This window comes from Prauserella marina (assembly GCF_002240355.1).
GTDB classification, from domain to species: domain Bacteria; phylum Actinomycetota; class Actinomycetes; order Mycobacteriales; family Pseudonocardiaceae; genus Prauserella_A; species Prauserella_A marina.
This window is the reverse complement of record NZ_CP016353.1, coordinates 3,423,200-3,441,636: the sequence shown is the minus strand read 5'-3', so window position 1 is coordinate 3,441,636 and position 18,437 is coordinate 3,423,200. Positions and strand designations below refer to the sequence as shown.

The 18,437-nt window shown below is 67.8% G+C and carries 17 protein-coding genes; 12 read left to right on the top strand and 5 right to left on the bottom strand.

The window, feature by feature from the left end:
• The first annotated feature begins 148 nt into the window (after window positions 1-148).
• The 5 genes from BAY61_RS16095 (at window position 149) to BAY61_RS16075 (ending at window position 5,934) form a co-directional block, all read left to right on the top strand.
• Window positions 149-1,762, top strand: a complete 1,614-nt coding sequence (locus BAY61_RS16095) for an ABC transporter substrate-binding protein (RefSeq protein ID WP_091804650.1) — start codon at window positions 149-151, stop codon at window positions 1,760-1,762.
• Between the two features lie 148 nt (window positions 1,763-1,910).
• Window positions 1,911-2,867, top strand: coding sequence for an ABC transporter permease (locus BAY61_RS16090; RefSeq protein WP_176879707.1), 957 nt, complete (start codon window positions 1,911-1,913; stop codon window positions 2,865-2,867).
• Window positions 2,860-3,933 (top strand): ABC transporter permease, encoded by a 1,074-nt coding sequence (locus BAY61_RS16085; RefSeq protein ID WP_091804647.1) that lies wholly within the window; start codon window positions 2,860-2,862, stop codon window positions 3,931-3,933. Before BAY61_RS16090 ends, BAY61_RS16085 begins: the two co-directional genes overlap by 8 nt.
• Window positions 3,934-3,949: 16 nt before the next feature.
• Window positions 3,950-4,960 (top strand): ABC transporter ATP-binding protein, encoded by a 1,011-nt coding sequence (locus BAY61_RS16080; protein WP_091804644.1) that lies wholly within the window; start codon window positions 3,950-3,952, stop codon window positions 4,958-4,960.
• Complete coding sequence (locus BAY61_RS16075) at window positions 4,960-5,934, top strand: ABC transporter ATP-binding protein (RefSeq protein WP_091804642.1); 975 nt, start codon at window positions 4,960-4,962, stop codon at window positions 5,932-5,934. Before BAY61_RS16080 ends, BAY61_RS16075 begins: the two co-directional genes overlap by 1 nt.
• Before the next feature lie 16 nt (window positions 5,935-5,950).
• Here the strand turns inward: BAY61_RS16075 and BAY61_RS16070 are convergent, their stop codons facing one another.
• Window positions 5,951-6,601, bottom strand: a complete 651-nt coding sequence (locus BAY61_RS16070) for a PadR family transcriptional regulator (protein ID WP_091804639.1) — start codon at window positions 6,599-6,601, stop codon at window positions 5,951-5,953.
• Between the two features lie 140 nt (window positions 6,602-6,741).
• Between BAY61_RS16070 and BAY61_RS16065 the strand changes: the two genes are divergently transcribed.
• From BAY61_RS16065 to BAY61_RS16050, 4 genes are all read left to right on the top strand, one after another.
• Complete coding sequence (locus BAY61_RS16065; RefSeq protein WP_211323574.1) at window positions 6,742-7,701, top strand: alpha/beta hydrolase; 960 nt, start codon at window positions 6,742-6,744, stop codon at window positions 7,699-7,701.
• On the top strand, window positions 7,698-9,296 hold the full coding sequence (locus tag BAY61_RS16060) for a flavin-containing monooxygenase (protein WP_091804636.1): 1,599 nt from the start codon (window positions 7,698-7,700) through the stop codon (window positions 9,294-9,296). Before BAY61_RS16065 ends, BAY61_RS16060 begins: the two co-directional genes overlap by 4 nt.
• A gap of 31 nt (window positions 9,297-9,327) precedes the next feature.
• The gene (locus tag BAY61_RS16055) at window positions 9,328-10,056 is read left to right on the top strand and encodes an SDR family NAD(P)-dependent oxidoreductase (RefSeq protein ID WP_170140195.1); all 729 of its coding nucleotides are present in this window, start codon (window positions 9,328-9,330) and stop codon (window positions 10,054-10,056) included.
• A 224-nt stretch (window positions 10,057-10,280) separates the two neighbouring features.
• The gene (locus BAY61_RS16050; RefSeq protein ID WP_091804633.1) at window positions 10,281-12,044 is read left to right on the top strand and encodes a class I adenylate-forming enzyme family protein; all 1,764 of its coding nucleotides are present in this window, start codon (window positions 10,281-10,283) and stop codon (window positions 12,042-12,044) included.
• 13 nt (window positions 12,045-12,057) lie between these two features.
• On the opposite strand, the gene BAY61_RS16045 is transcribed toward BAY61_RS16050, so the two are convergent.
• The 3 genes from BAY61_RS16045 to BAY61_RS16035 all read right to left on the bottom strand — a co-directional run bounded on the left by BAY61_RS16045 (window position 12,058) and on the right by BAY61_RS16035 (window position 14,799).
• A complete protein-coding gene (locus BAY61_RS16045) occupies window positions 12,058-12,978 on the bottom strand; it encodes an SDR family NAD(P)-dependent oxidoreductase (RefSeq protein WP_091804631.1) in 921 nt (306 codons plus the stop codon).
• A gap of 169 nt (window positions 12,979-13,147) precedes the next feature.
• Window positions 13,148-13,963: an MBL fold metallo-hydrolase gene (locus tag BAY61_RS16040; RefSeq protein ID WP_091804628.1), complete on the bottom strand. Its 816-nt coding sequence runs from the start codon at window positions 13,961-13,963 to the stop codon at window positions 13,148-13,150.
• A 215-nt stretch (window positions 13,964-14,178) separates the two neighbouring features.
• Window positions 14,179-14,799, bottom strand: coding sequence for a hypothetical protein (locus BAY61_RS16035; protein ID WP_091804625.1), 621 nt, complete (start codon window positions 14,797-14,799; stop codon window positions 14,179-14,181).
• A 171-nt stretch (window positions 14,800-14,970) separates the two neighbouring features.
• On the opposite strand from BAY61_RS16035, the gene BAY61_RS16030 reads away from it, so the two are divergent.
• The gene (locus BAY61_RS16030) at window positions 14,971-15,612 is read left to right on the top strand and encodes a transglycosylase SLT domain-containing protein (RefSeq protein ID WP_245865131.1); all 642 of its coding nucleotides are present in this window, start codon (window positions 14,971-14,973) and stop codon (window positions 15,610-15,612) included.
• A gap of 169 nt (window positions 15,613-15,781) precedes the next feature.
• Here BAY61_RS16030 and BAY61_RS16025 read toward each other — a convergent pair whose 3' ends face one another.
• Window positions 15,782-16,210, bottom strand: coding sequence for a PPOX class F420-dependent oxidoreductase (locus BAY61_RS16025; protein ID WP_091804623.1), 429 nt, complete (start codon window positions 16,208-16,210; stop codon window positions 15,782-15,784).
• A 133-nt stretch (window positions 16,211-16,343) separates the two neighbouring features.
• On the opposite strand from BAY61_RS16025, the gene BAY61_RS16020 reads away from it, so the two are divergent.
• A complete protein-coding gene (locus BAY61_RS16020; protein WP_091804620.1) occupies window positions 16,344-17,780 on the top strand; it encodes an FAD-dependent oxidoreductase in 1,437 nt (478 codons plus the stop codon).
• On the top strand, window positions 17,767-18,342 hold the full coding sequence (locus BAY61_RS33360; protein WP_245866144.1) for a TetR/AcrR family transcriptional regulator: 576 nt from the start codon (window positions 17,767-17,769) through the stop codon (window positions 18,340-18,342). Before BAY61_RS16020 ends, BAY61_RS33360 begins: the two co-directional genes overlap by 14 nt.
• Window positions 18,343-18,437: the final 95 nt, after the last annotated feature.

Here is an 18,437-nt window from a genome sequence, read left to right as displayed (position 1 = left end):
AGTAGACACGACAACGCGCCCCCGTTGTCGTAGCGTCTGTTCACCGCACAACGGCCATACCCGTACGCGCCATCGGCGCCCCGCATCACGTTCCCGGTGCGAGTAGCACACCCTTCTGCCCTGTTCTGGCCTCGATGAGGAGGATCGGATGAAACGAACCCGAACGGCCGCCGTGCGCTCGTTCTTCGGCGCGGCCATGGTGACCGCGCTCGCGGTGACCGCGAGCTGCTCCGCGGCGGCCCCGGATTCCGGCGCGGGAGCCGGGAAACCGTCGGAGATCAGCTATCAGGAGGGCATCGTCGGCGGCGGCAAGGGCGGCGACCCCGTCGAGGGAGGCACGCTGAGCCTCGCCCCGTTCGCCGAACCACGCTCGCTCGATCCCGCCGTGACCATCGCCTCCGGATCGACCGGCGGCATCGAGATGATCAACATCTACGACACTCTGATGCGCTACGACAGCGCGGAAAAGGACTTCGTGCCCCAGCTCGCGGAAAAGCTCGAAGCGGGTGAGGACAGCACGACCTGGACGCTGACCCTGCGCGAGGGAGTCACCTTCTCCGACGGAAGCCCGCTCGACGCCGGGGCCGTCAAGTTCAGCCAGGAGCGCTACGCCGGGATGCCCGCGCCGGAAGCCGCGCTGTGGAACGACAACGTCACCGGCATCGAAACCCCCGATGCGAAGACCGTCGTGTACCGGCTGGACGGCCCGTGGCCCTCGTTCCCGAGCGTGCTCAGCACCGGGCCGGGCATGATCGTCGCCGAGAGCGCGGGCGAGGGCGAGTCCTTCACCCCGGTGGGGGCCGGGCCGTTCGCCCTCGACCGCTGGGCGCCGCAGGAGGAAATGGTGCTCGCCGCGAGAAAGGACTACTGGGCGGGCGAACCACACCTCGACAAAGTCCGGTTCGCCTACCTCACCGACCAGCAGGCCGGTATCGACTCGCTCGATTCCGGCGGCGTCGACGCGGTGTTCGTCCGCGACCCCGACAAGGTCGACACCGTACTGGGGGAGGACAAGCCCGCCTACGTCAACATGGTGGCGTTGAGCAACATCGCGCTCATCAACGCCTCGGGAGGAAGACCGGGCGAGGATCCCAGGGTCCGCAAAGCCATGCAGCTCGCAACCAATCCACAGCTCATGATGGAGCGGGCTTTCAACGGAGCGGGGTACGGCAGCAGCGCGATGTTCCCCGAGTACTCCCGATGGCACACCGAGACCGGAGGGCTCGCCCACGACACGGCGGAAGCCAAGCGGCTCCTCGACGAGGCCAAGGCCGACGGATTCGACGGCAAGGTGGAGTTCCTCGACGCGTCCGATCCCGCGTCCCGTTCGACCGCGCTGGCCTTCAAGGCCCAGCTCGAAGCGGTCGGATTCGAGGTGACGACCAACCTCGCGCGCACGGTGGCCGACCAGATCAGCAAGATCTCGGTCGAGAAGGACTACGACGTCGTCGCGTGGGGACTGAGCTACCGCGAGAGCGACCCGTTCTCGAAGATGTACGCGACGATGCACAGCAACGGAACTCAGGTCTACAGCGGATACAGCAGCGACAAGCTGGACGGGCTGATCGAGCGGTTCCAGGCCGCGGCCACCGAGCAGGACCAGCTCGCCGTCATGGACGAGATCCAGCGGCAGGTCAACGAGGACGTCCCGTTCCTGTCGTGGGGCCCGTTCGCCGAGATTGTCACCTGGAACGACAACGTCCACGGCGTCCTCGGCGCGGCGAACTCCATGGTGCTGCTCGGTTCCTCGTGGAAGAGCTGATCGCTCGCCGTCGCTTCCCGCCGCTGCCTTTCTCTGACCGGATGGGAGCGGCGGGGCGCGCCGGACGTGGATTCGGTGTGCTTCCCATGGGAGCCCGTGACAGCCAAGGGATCCATTGTGGACACGCGGCCGGAGGTGGGTGAACGACGTGGCGATCGGGAAACTCGTGCGAAGGCTCGCCGAGCTGATCGCGGTACTGATCGTGGTCAGCTTCGGCACCTTCATGCTGGTGTCGCTGATGGACGCCGATCCGGCCGTGACGATTCTCGGCGAGGGGCACAGCGAGGAGGAGTACGCCGCCGTGCGTACCGACCTCGGCCTCGACGACTCGCTCGTGGTGCGCTACGGAAGCTGGCTCGGCGCCGCGCTCACCGGGGACCTCGGCAGTTCGGTCGTTCCGCCCTACAGCGACGTGATGGAACGCATCGCGGCCGCGCTTCCGGTCAGCGTCGAACTGGCCGTGCTCGGCATGGGAATGGCATTGCTGCTGAGCATCCCGCTCGCGATGTGGTCGGCCTACCACGCCGGAGGCAGGGTCGACCGGATCGTCAGCGCGGGCACCTTCGGGGTGCTGTCGGTGCCGAGCTTCCTCGCCGGTCTGGTGATCATCATGGTGTTCGCCAACCAGCTCGGCTGGTTCCCCCGCGCGGAATGGGCGCGGTTGAGCGAAAGCGTCGGCGGCAATCTCTATCACGCGTTCCTGCCCGCGCTGACGATCGCGCTGGCCGAGACCGCGATGTTCACCAGGATCCTGCGTAACGACCTCATCACAACCCTGCGGGAGGACTTCATTCTCTCGGCGAGGGCCAAGGGGATGGGTACGGTGCACATCCTGTTCAGCGACGCGCTGCGGCCCTCGTCGTTCTCGCTCATGACGCTGCTCGGGATCGGTCTCGGCAGGCTGATCGGCAGCACGGTCATCGTCGAGTACCTTTTCGCGCTTCCCGGGATGGGATCGCTGGTGATCGGCGCGGCCAACACCGGTGACTTCACGATGGTGCAAGGCGCGGTGCTGATCATCGCGGTCATCTACGTGGTGACCAACGCGCTCATCGACGTGTCCTACGGCTACCTCGATCCACGTATTCGGAGGGCGCATGTCTGAACTCGCCGAACTTCCGAAGAGCACCATTGCCAGAACCCCCTCACCCGTTCCGGGGCCTCGCGACGAGGGGCCCGCGCTGTGGCGGGGACTGCTGCCGCTCATCGCCGGTCTCACCGGTTTCGTGCTGGCACTGCTGCTGTTGCGCGGGACGGGCTGGGCGCAGGCTGGCGCGGTGCTCGCCGCGTTCGTGTTCGTCTACATCGGCCTGGGAAATCTCGGAAAGCGCCGGTTCGGGCCCGCCTTCGACCTGACGATGTGGTTGTGCCTGATCTGGGTGGTGCTCTTGGTGGGCGCGGCGATTCTGGCCCCGCTGCTGCCGCTGGGCGAGCACGAGGACATCGCGTCCACGATCGGCAACCCGGTCATGGCCCGGCCCGATCCGCTCGGCGCCTACCCGCTCGGGACCAACAACCTCGGCCTCGACCTGCTGGCAAGGCTGATCTACGGTGCCCGCGCTTCATTGGTCGTCTCCGTCGGCGCCGTGCTGATCGGCATGGTGATCGGCGGCGCGATCGGGATCGCGGCGGGCTACTTCCGCAAGGCCACCGACACGGTGGCCGGCATCCTCAGCAACTCGCTGCTGGCCGTGCCGCCGCTCATCCTGCTCATCGCGCTGGCGACCGTGCTGGAGCCCAGCCTGCGCAACATCGCCTTCGCGTTGTCGCTGCTGGCACTGCCGAGCATGATCAGAATGGCGAGAGCGAGCACACTGAGCTTCAGTCAGCGCGAGTTCGTCACCGCCGGCAGGGCGATGGGCGCGTCGAACCTGCGGTTGATGACAAGGGAACTGCTGCCCAACGTGTTGTTGCCGCTGGCCTCCTACGCGATGGTCATCGTGTCGGTGCTGATCGTCGCCGAGGCGTCGCTGAGCTTCCTCGGTCTCGGTATCCAGGCTCCCGATCCCTCGTGGGGCAACATGATCGCCGAAGGCGAGGGAGGCGCCTTCGAGCAGCACCCGCACATCGTGCTCGTGCCGGGCATCGTGTTGTTCCTGACCGTGTACTCGTTCAACGTTCTCGGCGAGAAGGCCCGCAAACGGTTCGATTCCCGTCAGGCGAAGCTCTGAAGACCTAGGAGTGCTCATGCCCCCCAGCCCGGCCACCGGCTCGGCGCTGCTCGCCGTGGACGGCCTTCGCACCAGTATCAGCACCACCGGCGGCGTGGTCACCGCCGTCGACGGGGTGTCGCTGACGGTCGGCCGGGGCGAGACCCTCGGCATCGTCGGCGAGTCCGGTTCGGGCAAATCGGTGCTGGGACGCACCATCATGGGCCTCTACACGACGCGGGGCCCGGTCACCATCACCGGCGAGGTGCGCTTCGCTGGCGAGGACATTCACGCGATGGGCCAGCGCGAGCGAAGAGCCTTGTGGGGCGCGGAGATCGGCATGGTCTTCCAGGACCCGATGACCGCGCTCAACCCGGTGAAGAAGGTCGGCGCGCACTTGACCGAGACGTTGCGAAGGCACCAGACGCTCGGCAGGACACCGGCCGTGGAAAAGGCAGCCGAACTGCTCGACCTCGTCGGGATCCCCGACCCCCGGCGCAGGCTCGCGCAGTACCCGCACGAACTGTCCGGTGGAATGCGGCAGCGTGTCGTCATCGCCATGGCGCTGGCGAACGAACCCGCGCTGCTGATCGCCGACGAGCCGACGACGGCGCTTGACGTCACCGTGCAACGCCAGATCCTCGACCTGCTCGACACCCTGCAATCGGAGTTGGGCATGGCGATCATCCTGATCAGCCACAACCTCGGTGTCGTCGCGGGACGAGCCGACCGGGTCGCCGTCATGTACGCGGGACGGCTGGCCGAGACGGCGCCGACCGACGCGGTGTTCGACGATCCGCGGCACCCCTACACGCACGCGCTGCTCGGGGCGATCCCGCGATTGGAGCAACGCCCGCACCTGCGACTGGCCGCCATCGGGGGCGCACCACCAGACATGGTGGCCCCGCCGAAGGGCTGCCGCTTCGCGCCCCGGTGCCAGTACGCGAAGGACGACTGCACGACGGTACTGCCGCACCTGCGACCGGTACCGGATTTGGCTGGGCACGAGTTCGCCTGCCACCACCCGGTCGGACAAGGAGACAACTGATGGCAGGCAGCGGAACGGCACACCTGCGTCCCGGAGAGGAACCGGTGCTCAGCGTCGCGGATCTCGTCGTCGAGTTTCCCGCACGGCGCAAGCAGATCGTGCACGCCGTCTCGGGCGTCAGCTTCGACCTGCTCGACGGCGAGACCCTTGGCATACTCGGCGAGTCGGGGTGCGGGAAGTCGAGCGCGGGAAGGGCGCTGATGCAGCTTCCCTCACCGACGTCGGGCTCGGTGCGGCTCGGCTCCGACGAGCTGACCGGTATCGCCGGACAGAGCCTGCGGCAGCGCAGATCCGGAATGCAGATGATCTTCCAGGATCCGGTGTCGTCGCTCAATCCCCGGCGCAGGGTCAAGGATCTGATCGCCGAGGGGCCCGGCATCAGGGGCGAGCGGGTGAGCCGCGAGCGCGTCGAGGCCATGCTGCGGGCCGTGGGGCTCGATCCAGGCGTGGTCTGGAACCGGCGCCCCCACGAGTTGTCAGGAGGACAGTGTCAGCGGGTGTGCATCGCGAGGGCGCTGATGCTCGATCCGAAGGTGCTCATTCTCGACGAACCGGTGTCCAGTCTGGACGTTTCGGTGCAGGCGCAGATACTGAATCTGCTTGAGGACACCAGACAACGGTACCGGCTCAGCATGGTCTTCATCGCGCACGACGTGGCGGTGGTGAAGAACATCAGTGACCGGGTGATGGTGATGTACCTGGGAAAGGTGTGCGAGATCGCGCCGTCGGCCGGCTTCGTCGCCGACGCGGCGCATCCCTACACCCGGCTGTTGCTGGATTCCGTGCCACAACAGCGGAAACAAGCCGCGCGAGCGAATACGAAAACGCACACCGAACTACCCTCGCCCATGCGGCCGCCGAGCGGCTGCCGGTTTCGCACCCGCTGTCCGCTGGCGACCTCTCTGTGCGAGGAAAGGGAACCCGAGTTGCGAGAGGCGGCCGAAGGCCATTACGTGGCGTGCCACCACGCGTGACTCCGCGCGGGAACGGTCACGACTTGTGCGACCGGAGTTCGGTGGAGGTGCGGCGGGCGCTGGTGCGGCGTTTCGCCGCCGAGCGACGGCGCTGCGCCGAGAGCAGTTCGAGGTCGGCGAGCATCGAATCGGCCCTGTCGCGCTCGTCCTGGTAGTAGCGGGCCGCCCACTTGAGGACCATGTGCGGGTACGCCCAGCCCGGTTCGCTCTCGGCGCCTTCGGCGTCCGCCTCGGCCCTGACGCGCATCTTTTCCGATTGCGCCCTGTGCTCGGTGAGCATGTCCTTGAGGTGTGCGGGATCGGCCGCGTGACCGAGCCACATGCGCAACATGACACCGTGTTTGAGCACGGCGGGTTCGAGCGGGGCCTCGTTGGCCCACCTCGTCACGGCCTGTTCTCCCTCCGGGGTGATCGCGTACAACCGTTTGCCGCGCACGTCGTCCTTGGTGACGACCCTCGACGCCGCATAGCCGATGTGTTCGAGCCTGCGCAATTCTCCGTAGATCTGACTGTAGGACGGCGCCCAGTAGAAGAACCGCAAGCTCCAGTCCGCCCACTTCTTGAGGTCGTATCCGGACAGTTCCTCGCCGAACGAGAGCAATCCCAGCACCGCCCAGCTCGTCGGGCGGAGCGTCGGCAATTCGGCTGCGGTGTCGTCGTGCGGCATGGCAGGCACCCTACCGCTTCCAGTGCGCTCCGAGCCCCGACGATACCGATGATTCGGCTCCGTTGTTCTTGTCAGTGGGACCTGCCTTGCCGGGTCGGACTATTTCTTCTAGACATAGTTTGCTTGAGAAGGGAGCGATCGTGTTCGACGACGAGGTTGACCGGATGCTCGCGGTACTCGACTCGGGTTTCCCTGCGGTACAAGAGATGTCAGGCCGCGCGGCGAGGGCGGCCGTCGCGGCGCGCCGCCCTCCGAAAGACGGGGAAGTCGCCGCGCTCGCGGCGACAGAGGACTACACCATTGACGTCGAGGGCGGAACGATACCCGCGAGGGTCTACCGGCCACGCGGTACCCAGGGCAGGGTGCTGCCCGGAATCGTGTTCTTCCACGGTGGCGGCTTCGTATTGTGCGACATCGAAAGCCATGACGATTTCTGCAGGCTGCTCGCGGCGGGTACGGCCTCGGTGGTCGTGTCCGTCGGCTACCGGCGCGCGCCGGAACACCGCGCCCCAACGGCGGCGGAGGACGCGCTGGCCGGGCTGCGGTGGACCGAGGCCAACGCGCGGCGGCTCGGCGTCGATCCGGCGAAACTGCTCACCGCCGGCGACAGCGCGGGCGGCAACCTCGCCGCCGTGTGCTGCCTGCTCGCCCGCGACCGAGATGGACCGGTGATCGCCGGGCAGCTGCTCATCTACCCGGTCATCGAACCGGATTTCGACAACGACAGCCACCGCCGGTTCGGCAAGGGACACTTCAACACCACGGCGGCGATGCGCTGGTACTGGCGCCAGTACCTCGGCGGCGACGAGCACGATGCCCTTCCGCGACCCGAGGAGTACGTCGCCCCGTCTAGGGCGCCGCGCCACGCGGGCCTGCCACCCGCCGTGATCGTGACGGCAGGCAGAGATCCGCTGTGCTCGGAGGGCCGTCGCTACGCCGAAACCCTGCGCTCGGCGGGGATCGGCGTGCGGCACCGGCATTTTCCTGAACTGTTCCACGGATTCTTCACTATCGTCGCGCTGGGAGCGGCCGAGGCGGCCCGCGACATGGTGTGGAGCGACATCCGTGCGCTCACCGATAACAAGGAGGTGCCGGCATGAGCACACCCCGGTTGGACGTGCTCGTCGTCGGCGCCGGTTTCTCCGGGCTCTACGCGCTGTACAAGGCACGGGAAGCAGGCTTTCGCGTCGCCGGTGTCGAAGCGGCGCCGACCGTGGGCGGAACCTGGTACTGGAACAGGTATCCCGGCGCGCGCTGCGACGTGGAGAGCCTCGACTACTCCTACTCGTTCGACGAGGCGCTGCAACGGGAATGGCGGTGGAGCGAGCGCTACGCCACGCAGCCGGAAATCCTCGCCTACGCCGAACACGTCGCGGACCGCTTCGACCTGCGAGGGCACTTGGAATTCTCCAGCAGAGTCGTGTCCGCGCGGTTTCGCGACGACACGGCGACCTGGACGGTGAGCACGGACACCGGGCGCCAGTACTCCACGAGGTTCCTGGTGTTCGCGACGGGCAGTCTCTCCGCCCCGCATCAGCCAGGGCTGCCCGGATTCGACGACTTCGCGGGCGAGGTCCTGTTCACCGCGCGCTGGCCTGAACAGGGCGCGGATCTCACCGGCAAGCGAGTCGGCGTGATCGGGACCGGTTCCTCCGGAATCCAGTCGGTGCCGATCATCGCCGAGCAGGCGGCTTCGGTGACCGTGTTCCAGCGTTCCGCCAACTACAGCGTCCCCGCGGGCAACCGGCCGCTCACCGACGCCGACCAGGTGCGGGCGCAACGCGACTACCCGCAGCGGCGGCGCAAGTCGTGGGCGAGCACCGCGGGTTCCCCGCATGACGCTCACCCCGACAGCGCGCTGGAACTCGACGAGGACACGCGCAGGGAGGTCTTCGAGGCTCGCTGGCAGCAGGGCGGTGTCCTGTTCGGAAAAACCTTCCCCCAGCAGACCATCGACGAGCGCGTCAACCGGCTCGCCCGCGACTTCGCGGAGGCCAAGATCAGGACCATCGTGCGAGATCCGCGCACGGCCGACGACCTCGTGCCTTCCGACCATCCCATCGGAACCAAGCGGATCTGCACCGACAGTGGCTACTTCGAAACGTTCAACCTGCCGCACGTCACGCTCGTCAACCTGCGCAGGGAACCCATCACGACACTGACCGGCGACGGCATCCGTACCAGCGACGCCCACTACGAACTGGACACGCTCGTGCTCGCGACCGGCTTCGACGCCATGACCGGTGCGCTCACCCGCATCGACCTCGAAGGGGCGAGGGGAAACCACATCTCCACGGTGTGGGGCAACGGGCCGTCGACCTATCTCGGGATGGGGATTCCGGGGCTGCCCAACCTGTTCAGCCTGACCGGCCCGGGCAGTCCCTCGGTGCTGGCCAACATGATCCTCGCCGCCGAACAGCAGGTGAACTGGCTCATCGACCTGCTGCTTCACTGTGCCGAATCGGGGTTCACCCAGGTCGAGTCCCGCCGGGACGCGGCGGAGGCGTGGACGAGGCACGTCGACGAAGTGGCTGGTGCGACCCTGTTCCCGAAGGCGGCTTCCTGGTACATGGGCGCCAACATCGCGGGCAAACCACAGGGGTTCATGCCCTACATCGGTGGATTCGCCGCGTACGGCCAACTGTGCGATGCGGTCAGGGACGCCGACTATCGCGGGTTCGTGTTCACGGCGTAGTCCCGGTGGCGGCCGGAGATGGGGAAACTCGATGAAGGACACCGAGCTGATGGGACTCACCGGCAAGGTCGCGGTGATCACCGGAGCGGCACGCGGGCAGGGAGCGGCGGAGGCGGCGCTGTTCACGGAACTGGGGGCCGACACGGTACTGACCGATGTGGACGATGCCGACGGTGAGGCGGTGGCGGCGAAACTCGGTCACCGGGCGACGTACCTCTCGCATGACACGGCGTCGGCGGCCGGGTGGGCGCGGGTCGTGGAGACCGTCGCCGGCCGGTATGGGCGGATCGACATCCTCGTCAACAACGCGGGCGTGTACTGGAAGAACGATCTCGCCGACTGGCCGGAGGCCGACTTGCGGGCGTTGCTGGACATCAACCTCGTCGGGCCGGTGCTCGGGATGAAGGCGGTGGTCCCGGTCATGTCCCGTGGCGGGTCGATCGTGAACGTCGCCTCGATCTCCGGGATGAGGGGGCACGCCGGTGCGCTGCCGTACGCGGCGTCGAAATGGGGCTTGCGGGGCGCGAGCCGTTCGGCCGCCCGCGAGTTCGCCCCGCTGGGGATCAGGGTCAACTGCGTGTGTCCCGGTGCCGTCGACACGCCGATGGTGGATGCGGCGAACCTGGATCTGAGTCACCTGCCGATCCCTCGTCCGGCTTCGCCGGAGGAGATCGCGGTGACGGTGGCGTTCCTGGCCTCCGATGCCAGCGCCTACACCACGGGAACCGATGTCGTGGTCGATGGTGGAGCCACCGCCTGACCGCCGGTTGCCCCGCGAGTCCCGCGCCCGGGTCGGCGAGATCCGCACTCAGGTCGGCGAGTTCTGCGCTGGGGCCGCTGAGATCCGCGTTCCGGGCTCAGGCAGCCCACACCGGGTTCGGGCAGCTCGACCTCTCGGTTTCCGGCGAGGCTAGCCACCGGGCGGCGTGGTGCCCCGGTCGGCGGACCGCTGGGCAGTTCCCGGCGCCGTGAACGCGGAACTCGATGGCCGGACTGCTGAACTCGACGTCGCGAATGCGGATCTCGGCGACATGGGCGCAGGGCTCGCGGGCGCGGACGCGGATCTCGGCGGGCTGGACGGGGGACTCGCGCACGGACGCGGGTCTCGGCGGCGTGGCGCGGCGGGTGGTGCTGCTGGCCGGGAACGGCGTGCGAGTACCGGGCTGCTCGTGGTTCAATCCGCGCATGCGCCCCGCAGCCGAGCCGCTGACGCTGACGCAGTTGTGCACGGCGCGGGCGACCACACATGGCGGGCGGCTCGCCGTCGGCGACGAGAACGGCGCATTGTCCTACGCCGATCTGGCGTCCTCGGCGACATCGGTCGCGGCCCAGCTCGCCGGGCTCGGCGTCGGCGCGGGCGACCGGGTCGCCCTCATCGGCGCCAACTGCGTGCCATGGGTCGTGGCGGCACTCGGAGCCAGCTACGCGGGCGCGACGGTCGTGCCGATCGGCCACGGCAGCAGCCACACCGAACGCACTCGCATTCTCGACAGCCTCCGGCCACGGCTGGTCATCACCGAACCGCCCACGACACGGCACGAACCGCCGTCGACGACATCACCCGGAACCACCCCCGGCGAGGCCAGCACGGGCAGTGGCCGCACTCCCGATACCGGCCCCAGCCCCCTCGCGGTACTGACCTTCGCCGACCTCGACGTTGGAGGAGGGCATCCGCCCCCTGCGCACATCTCCCCGGATTCCGCCGCGGTCGTGCTCCCGACATCGGGAACCAGTGGCGCCGTCAAGTACGTCGCCATGACCCATCGGCAGCTCCTGCGCCTCTACACCGATGTCTCGGCCACGGTCGGGCTCACCGAACACGACCGGCTGCTGGGTGTCGTTCCGCTCGCGCATTCCTTCGGCCTCAACGGCGTATTGCTCATCTCGCTCATCGCGGGTGCCTACGTGCGGCTCGCGCGGCGGTATGCCGCAGGCCAGCTCGCCACCTTGATTCGTGACGAACGGCTGACGGTGCTGGCGGGGCCGCCGACGATCTACCACGACCTCGCCTCCGGAGGACGCGCCGCCATCGGCGGAACCTGCCGCCTCGCGATCACCGGCAGCACCGCGATCTCGGCGCCGACGATGCGGGCGACCTGCGATCTGCTCGGTATTCCTGAGATCGTCGTGGGGTACGGCATGACCGAGACCTGTGGGACGGTCGCGCTCGGCCGGATTCCCGGCGAGGTCGGCGCGGCGGGCCCGGAGCTCGCGCCCGTACCGGGGGTCGAGGTCAGGATCGCGGGCGAAGCGGGGGAGCCGCTACCGCCGCGCACGGAAGGCAGGATCCTCGTACGCGGTTTCAACGTGGTGCGCGGATACGCGACCGACAGGGGGCGGGCGAGGGACACCGAGTGGTGCGATACCGGCGACCTCGGCAGAACCGACGAGCACGGGCTGCTGACCGTGGTGGGCCGAAGCAAGGACAGCATGATCGTCAGCGGCTTCAACGTGCGCCCGGCCGAGGTGGAGGACGTGTTCACCCGGCACGGCGCGGTCGCCGACATCGCCGTGGTCGGCGTCGCCGACGGCAGACAGGGACAGCGGCTCGTGGCCTTCCTCGTCCCACGACCGGGAGCGACCGTCGACGACGAGGACCTCATCGCTTTCGGCAGGACTCACCTCGCCGCCTACAAGGTGCCGCGCGATTTCGTCGTGCTCGGCGAGCTTCCTCGCACCGCGACGGGAAAGGTCGCCAGAGGTCGGCTCAGCGCCACGGCCGGATCTCGGGAAGCCCGCGACGCCTGACCCGGCGATCGTCTCAGCCGGTGCCCGTGTTGTCCAATGTGGAAACTTCGGAGGCCGCGAAGGTCTTCTCTGGCAGCCTGTCCTCGAAGTAGCCGGATATCCGGGAATCGAGTTCGGCGAGCGAAAACGCGCCGTCGGCCGCGGTGAACGTGTGCTCGACCTTCGGTGCCGCCATTAACGCGACCAGGTCGTTGTACACCACGAAAACCTGGCCGCTGATGTCCTTGGCCGAGGGGGAGGCGAGGTAGGTGACGAACGTCGCGACGCGCTCAGGGGCGAGCGGATCGAGTCCGCGCGCTCCGGTGTCGCGCGGTCCGCCAGGGAACACGTTCTCGGTCATCGCGGTGCGTGCACGAGGGCAGATGGCGTTGGCCTTCACCCCGTAGCGGCCAAGGCCCCGCGCGGTCGCGAGGGTGAGCGCCACGATGCCCGCCTTCGCCGCCGCGTAGTTGGCCTGTCCAGCCGAGCCGAACAGGAATGCCTCCGACGCCGTGTTGATCACCCTGCCGTAGCAGGGCTCCCCGGTCGCCTTCGAGGCTGCCCGCCAGTGTCTGGAAGCGGCCCCGGACACCGCCGCGTGACCTTTGAGGTGGACGCGGAGCACGTCGTCCCACTGTCGCTCGGTGAGGTTGAACAGCATGGCGTCACGGGTGACGCCCGCGTTGTTGACGACGATGTCGAGTCCACCGAACGTGTCGGCCGCCGCCGACACGAGCGAGTCGCCGAGCGGCCAGTGGCCGACGTCGCCCGTGACCGCGATGGCCGAGCCACCATCCTCGGTGATCTCGGCGGCCACCGTGTCGGCGGCGGAGCCGAGATCGTTGACGACGACGTTGGCGCCCTCGCCGGCGAGCGCCAGCGCCTCCGCCCTGCCGAGTCCCGCGCCCGCTCCGGTGACGATCGCGGTCCGGCCGGCCAGCCGTCCCTCCAGCATGGAACTCCTCCTCGCCGTGGCCGTGCTCCCGTCCGCGATGCCGTGCGCCCGAAGGCATCACGGGCGGGCTCAACCGGCGACGATAGGAGAAACCGGGCGGCCGCGAGGACGTGTTCCCGTTGGGCGGACCACGAGCGTCGGCTTACTCCGGCCCCTCGGTGCCCCGTGTTCAGGTCAGGTGATCGAAGTCGCCCCTGGCCCAGCCGATGTGCCGGTCCGCCGATCGCCGGACGACCTCGCGGGCGTCACTGTCGATGATGTTGCCGAAGTTGGCGTAGAGGCGGTCGAAAGCGAACTCCTCTACGGCGCTGGTCACCCGCTCGACGACCGCTCCGGACAGCGGGATCCGGTTGGGGAAGCTGCGCATGAAGCTCACCGAGGTGCGATCGGGGTTGGCGAAGATCGTGTCGCTGCTCAGCAGCACGCCCCTGCCGTCGGCGCCACCGGCCCAGTGCACGACCGCGCTGCCGGGGAAGTGCCCGCCGAGCTGGGTCATGGTGACGCCAGGCAGGACCTCGACGGTCTCCTTCCACGGCGTGATGACCGGATCGGGCCTGGCGACCCATTCGAGATCGGGTTCGCTGACGAACACGGGTACGTTGCCGAACGCCTTGCTCCATTCGACCTGGACACCGAACATGTGCGGATGGCTGGCCGCGACGGCCGCGACGGGCCCGAGTTCGAGAATCGCGTCGACGGCGGCCTTGTCGAGAAAGCCGATGGGGTCCCACAGCAGGCTCCCCGCGGGGGTGGTCAGCAATTTCGCGTATTGCCCTATTCCCACGTGTGGGTTGGCGGTGACGGCGGAAAGTCCCGGTTCGAGTGGGGTGATTTCCGTGCGTCTGCCCTCGTCGGTGAGTTCGGCCAGCGTCGTCCACTGCTGACCCGTCGATGGGACCCATTGTCTTTCGTCGGCGCAGATGGCGCAGGTTCCGCGTGCTTCGGCGTGCTCGACCGCGCAGGTGCGGCAAATCCAGAAACTCATCAAAGCTCCTAACCCCTCAGTGCCCGTTTCCGGTATCGGTCTGTTCTACCACCGAGCGCTGACATAAACCTCGCGGCGAGAACACAATGTGCGGCGGGGAATCACGGCCGCGTCCTCGGCGACGCCGGCGAGCTGATCCAGCGCGCCCGAAATATTCGGTAAAGCTCGTCGTTTCCGTTTCCTCGAAAGCCCCGAAACACGTCGCGGCGTGGGGTTCAGGTCGCCGAGAGTTCCCTGACCTCGTCGGCGATGGAGGGGAGGATTCCGGCGACCTGATCGTCGGCGGCCAGCCCGTCGAGCGCGACGTCGAGGCGCAGGCAGAGGTTTCCGTCCTGCATGAGCATGCGGACCGCCGTCGGGTGTACGCCGTCGCCGATGGCGAGTTCGGCCTGCTCCCAGTCGCCCTCCGGCCGCGAGGTCTCTTTCGCCCCGTCCCGAAACTGTTCGAGATGCTGTTCGTAGGTGCCGGGACCGACGGCGGGGTCGGGCAGATACTCGATGCGCAGCGAGGTGTTTCCCCTGGTCTCGCCCGGTCCGCTGTGCAGAAGTCGGCAGTTGGTCGCAGAGTACGGCGACCCAGGGGTGTGGGTGTCGCTGCCACCTCTGTCGGCGATGTAGGACAGCGCGTCCAGCGCGCCGAAGTCGAGTTGTTCGCATAGGCCAGCCACGTATTGGTAGCTGCCTGGCTGTCGCGGTTGCCGCTCAGGACCGTCCTCGGCGCTCTGCCGTGGCCGGGGTTCTCCGGCGACCGGGGTCGCGCAACCCGCTGTCACCATGGCCATGGCCACCACAAGCATCGTCGTGAATCGCCTGGTGCGTGCTCGCCCGACCGTCATGTGCCATGTCCTCTCCGGCCGGTCTCGCTGACCGCCGTCGACACCTTATGCCCACCGATCCGGGAGTGTGGTCGTTTCGGCGTACTCCCACGACCACTGTGGACTCAGCGCATGCCGCGCCAGGTGGGTCGGCGGTACCGTGGATCTCGGGTAGCAGGGGAGGAGACGCTCGTGGCACGCAAGCGGGGCCGCTGGATCGTGGTCATGGCCGTCGTCGTGCTCGTGGTGTGGTGGGCCGGTACGCGTGACGAGCAGCGGCCCGGTTCAGGACAGCAGGGTGGTGCCGCGAGTGAACTGAGTTCACCCGAGGACGGCTCGGACGAGGTCGCTCGCTTCGCGGAGCCCGTCGTGGAACACGCCACCGCCGCCGGCATCAATCCGAGGCTGCTCATGGCCGTTTTGTACAACGAGTCGTACAAACCGCATGATCCGGCGTTGCAGCGGGCCTGGCAGCGGATCGACCCCGATGCGGCTTTCGGCATCGCGAACATGCACGAGGCCGCTTTCAACGACACCAAACAGGGCAGGGATTTCGCCGACCGCGACTGGCATGAGCTACCGGACGATCCGGATCTCGCGGTCCAGGCCGCGGCCTGGCACCTGCACGACCTCGACGCGCAACTCCCCGCGGAGCTTCCGGGCGATTACAGCAGGGACGACCTGCTTGCCATGGGATACAACGCGGGAGCGGGCAACATGGCGGAGTTCGCAAGGGGAGTGACACCGGGGTCGCAAGCACAGTCCTATGTGGACCGTCTGCATGACAACTGGGACAAGGCGGGCGCCGCGATAGCGGAGCGGGGGAGTCGCTGAAGGCCGCGACGTCGCCCCTGTGAAGGGGGAGGGTGTCGACCTCGCCGAGGCGGATGGCACTCACGATAGTCAGGTGTATAACGGCCTATACGGCCGGGCATTGGCGCGCACAACACCTCCTTTGCCCACCTAAGCAACCATGAAAAACCGCTCCGGACGGACAACATTTTCAGGGCGAGGGCGGTGATCCGTGTTCGGTCCTGCGGGGCCGATACCAGGTTTCGCCCGCTGGTGCGCCTTCCAGGTTCCAGCTCCACGACACGGTGGGCGTGATGCGCATGAAGGTGCCGGGGCCGACCATTCCGACCCTTTCGAAGGGTTGTTCGGCGTGGCCGTAGATCCGCATTGACCTGGTAATGAAGGGATCGAAGGACACGAGGTCGTCGACGACGAGTGCCACCCGGTGGTTTCCGTCGTTGACGTTGCGGAACTTGCGCGTGGCGAGGACGCCGGCGCCGACTCCGCCGACCCACAGGTAGCTGCCGTCGTACTCGCAAGCGACGGGCACGACGTCGGGTTGCCCTTTTTCGTCGACCGTGGCCAGGCGGGCAACGGGCTGTGAGCGCAGGTAGGCAGCCTCTTCTTCGGTGAACGACATGGGACTCCTTCATTGTCGGCCGGTGAAGGAGTGAGTGTGCCGCACTCGGCTGACCAGCACCAACGGAGTGCTGGCCCGCGCGGGCCGTATGCGCTATAAATGTAGCGATACGAATGTAGCGAATGGGGGCTTCATGTATGACGTGATCGTCGTGGGGGCCGGGCCAGCGGGACTGATGTCGGCAGCCGAACTGGCCATGCGCGGGGTGTCGTGCGTGATCGTCGAGAAACGGGACGGCGAAAGCGGCGTCACGCGAGCTTTCAGCTTGCACGCCAGAGCGCTGGAACTGCTCGACGCTCGTGGGCTCGCCGACCGGCTGGTCGCGGAGGGAAATCCCATGCGGACGGTCCACCCCGGCTATGCCTCGCGAGTGGATTTCGGGCGCCTGCGCACCCGCTATCCGATGATGTTGATCGTCCCGCAGAGCGGCACCGAGCGGGCGCTGCGAGAGCGGGTTTCAGCGCTTGGGGTGCGCATGTTCAGAGGCGAGGTCGTCGGGCTCGTTCAGTCTCCGGACTCGGTCAGGGTCGGGTTGAACGATGGGACCGAACTCGATGCGAGGTACGTCGTGGGGGCCGACGGGGCACACAGCACCGTGCGCGGCCTGCTCGATGTCGGGTTCACCGGCGAGACCTACGACCTGCCGATGTTGCTCGCGGACGTGCGGATTCCCGGTGCGACGCCACCCATCACTCAGATCGGCGAGGCGGGGGCGGTGGTGACGCTTCCGTTCGGCGACGGCTGGTTCCGGGTCGGCGCGTGGTTGCTCGACAACGACGAGCGGGACGAAGCGCGGTTCGGGCGGATCAGGGACGCGTTCGTGCGGATAGCGGGAACCGATTACGGGATGAGTGAACCGCGCTGGTTCTCGCGGTTCGTGGCGCAGCGACGGCAGGCTCGCCGGTACCGGTCGGGGCGGGTGTTCCTGGTGGGGGACGCGGCGCATGTGAACTCGCCGATCGGTGGACAGGGCATGAACACCGGTATCCAGGACGCGGTGAATCTCGGTTGGAAGCTGGCCGCGGCGGTGCGAGGCGAGGCACCGCCGTGGTTACTCGACAGTTATCACTCGGAACGGCATCCCGTTGGTGAGCGAGTGCTGGCGATGACGGATCACCTGACACGGCTGGTGTTGACGAGGTCGCGGGTCCGGCAGCGGTTGAACCGGGTCGCGATGGCGGCGGCATTGCGCACCGTCGCGGGGCGGCGCCGGATTCTCGGTGTGCTGTCGGGGTTGGAGATCGCGTACGCGCCGGGCGCCGACCGGCTTGCCGGGCGCAGGGCGCCGGATTGGGCACTGGCGGGCGGCGACCGGTTGTACCGGTTGTTGCGGGAGGGGAGGTTCGTCGTGCTGGCCGGGGAGCCCGGGCTGTTGACTGGGTGGTGGGCGGAGCGGGTGGTGACGGGTGTTCCGGTAGGTGCGGTGGGGCCGAGGGCGGTGCTTGTTCGTCCGGACGGCTATGTGGCGTGGGCCGGACACCGCGACCGGCTGGGGTCGGCGCTGCTGGAATGGTGTGGTCCTGTGGAAACCGCTGAACGAGGAGAACGAGCCGACCGTGCCGCGTCCTAATTCGCAACGCAGAGATCTGCTGGCCGACGCGAGTATCGGGGTGCTTGCCGCGCAGGGTTCTCATGGCTTGACGCACAGGGCGGTGGATGCCGCTGCCGGGGTTCCCGCTGGGACGACGTCGCGGTATTTCCGGACGCGGCAGGCGCTGATCACGGGGATCGTGGAGCGGTTTATGACGCGGCTGGACGAGCGGGTGGCCGCTCAGGTGGTGCGCCCGCTTGAGCCTGCCGACCTTGAACAGGCGCTGGTGACGGTGCTGACGTCGATGGTGACTGATCTTTCGGACGAGCCGTTGGCGTTGTTCGAGTTGCATCTGGTTGGTACGAGGGACGTGGCTGTACGACGTGTGCTGGCGGGTGCGCTGGCTCGAAGGCGTGCTCTCATCGTCGAGCAGTGTGTGGCCGCGGGGATCGCGATCAGCGACGAGGATGCCGAGGTGCTGGAGATGGGGGTGCTGGGGATCGTGTTCACGGGCTTGACGACGGGTTCGCTGGTGGATACGGGGTCGGCGACCCGGGTTCTGGTGCGTGGGGTGCTCGGCCGTTATCCGGTGGGTGGGTGATTCGGGGCGCGATTGTGGTGGGGATGTCGAGCGGGGGTTCGTGGCTTCGACCTATGGGGGTGGCGTCGCGTTGGGCGGCGCCGGTCGGTTACGGA

Excerpts from the sequence above, each read along its gene's own strand:
- BAY61_RS16095 (WP_091804650.1), top strand. The coding sequence starts at position 149 with ATGAAACGAACCCGAACGGCCGCCGTGCGCTCGTTCTTCGGCGCGGCC.
- BAY61_RS16085 (WP_091804647.1), top strand. The coding sequence starts at position 2,860 with ATGTCTGAACTCGCCGAACTTCCGAAGAGCACCATTGCCAGAACCCCC.
- BAY61_RS16080 (WP_091804644.1), top strand. The coding sequence starts at position 3,950 with ATGCCCCCCAGCCCGGCCACCGGCTCGGCGCTGCTCGCCGTGGACGGC.
- BAY61_RS16075 (WP_091804642.1), top strand. The coding sequence starts at position 4,960 with ATGGCAGGCAGCGGAACGGCACACCTGCGTCCCGGAGAGGAACCGGTG.
- BAY61_RS16070 (WP_091804639.1), bottom strand. The coding sequence starts at position 6,601 with ATGCCGCACGACGACACCGCAGCCGAATTGCCGACGCTCCGCCCGACG.
- BAY61_RS16060 (WP_091804636.1), top strand. The coding sequence starts at position 7,698 with ATGAGCACACCCCGGTTGGACGTGCTCGTCGTCGGCGCCGGTTTCTCC.
- BAY61_RS16055 (WP_170140195.1), top strand. The coding sequence starts at position 9,328 with ATGAAGGACACCGAGCTGATGGGACTCACCGGCAAGGTCGCGGTGATC.
- BAY61_RS16050 (WP_091804633.1), top strand. The coding sequence starts at position 10,281 with ATGGCCGGACTGCTGAACTCGACGTCGCGAATGCGGATCTCGGCGACA.
- BAY61_RS16045 (WP_091804631.1), bottom strand. The coding sequence starts at position 12,978 with ATGCTGGAGGGACGGCTGGCCGGCCGGACCGCGATCGTCACCGGAGCG.
- BAY61_RS16040 (WP_091804628.1), bottom strand. The coding sequence starts at position 13,963 with ATGAGTTTCTGGATTTGCCGCACCTGCGCGGTCGAGCACGCCGAAGCA.
- BAY61_RS16035 (WP_091804625.1), bottom strand. The coding sequence starts at position 14,799 with ATGACGGTCGGGCGAGCACGCACCAGGCGATTCACGACGATGCTTGTG.
- BAY61_RS16025 (WP_091804623.1), bottom strand. The coding sequence starts at position 16,210 with ATGTCGTTCACCGAAGAAGAGGCTGCCTACCTGCGCTCACAGCCCGTT.
- BAY61_RS16020 (WP_091804620.1), top strand. The coding sequence starts at position 16,344 with ATGTATGACGTGATCGTCGTGGGGGCCGGGCCAGCGGGACTGATGTCG.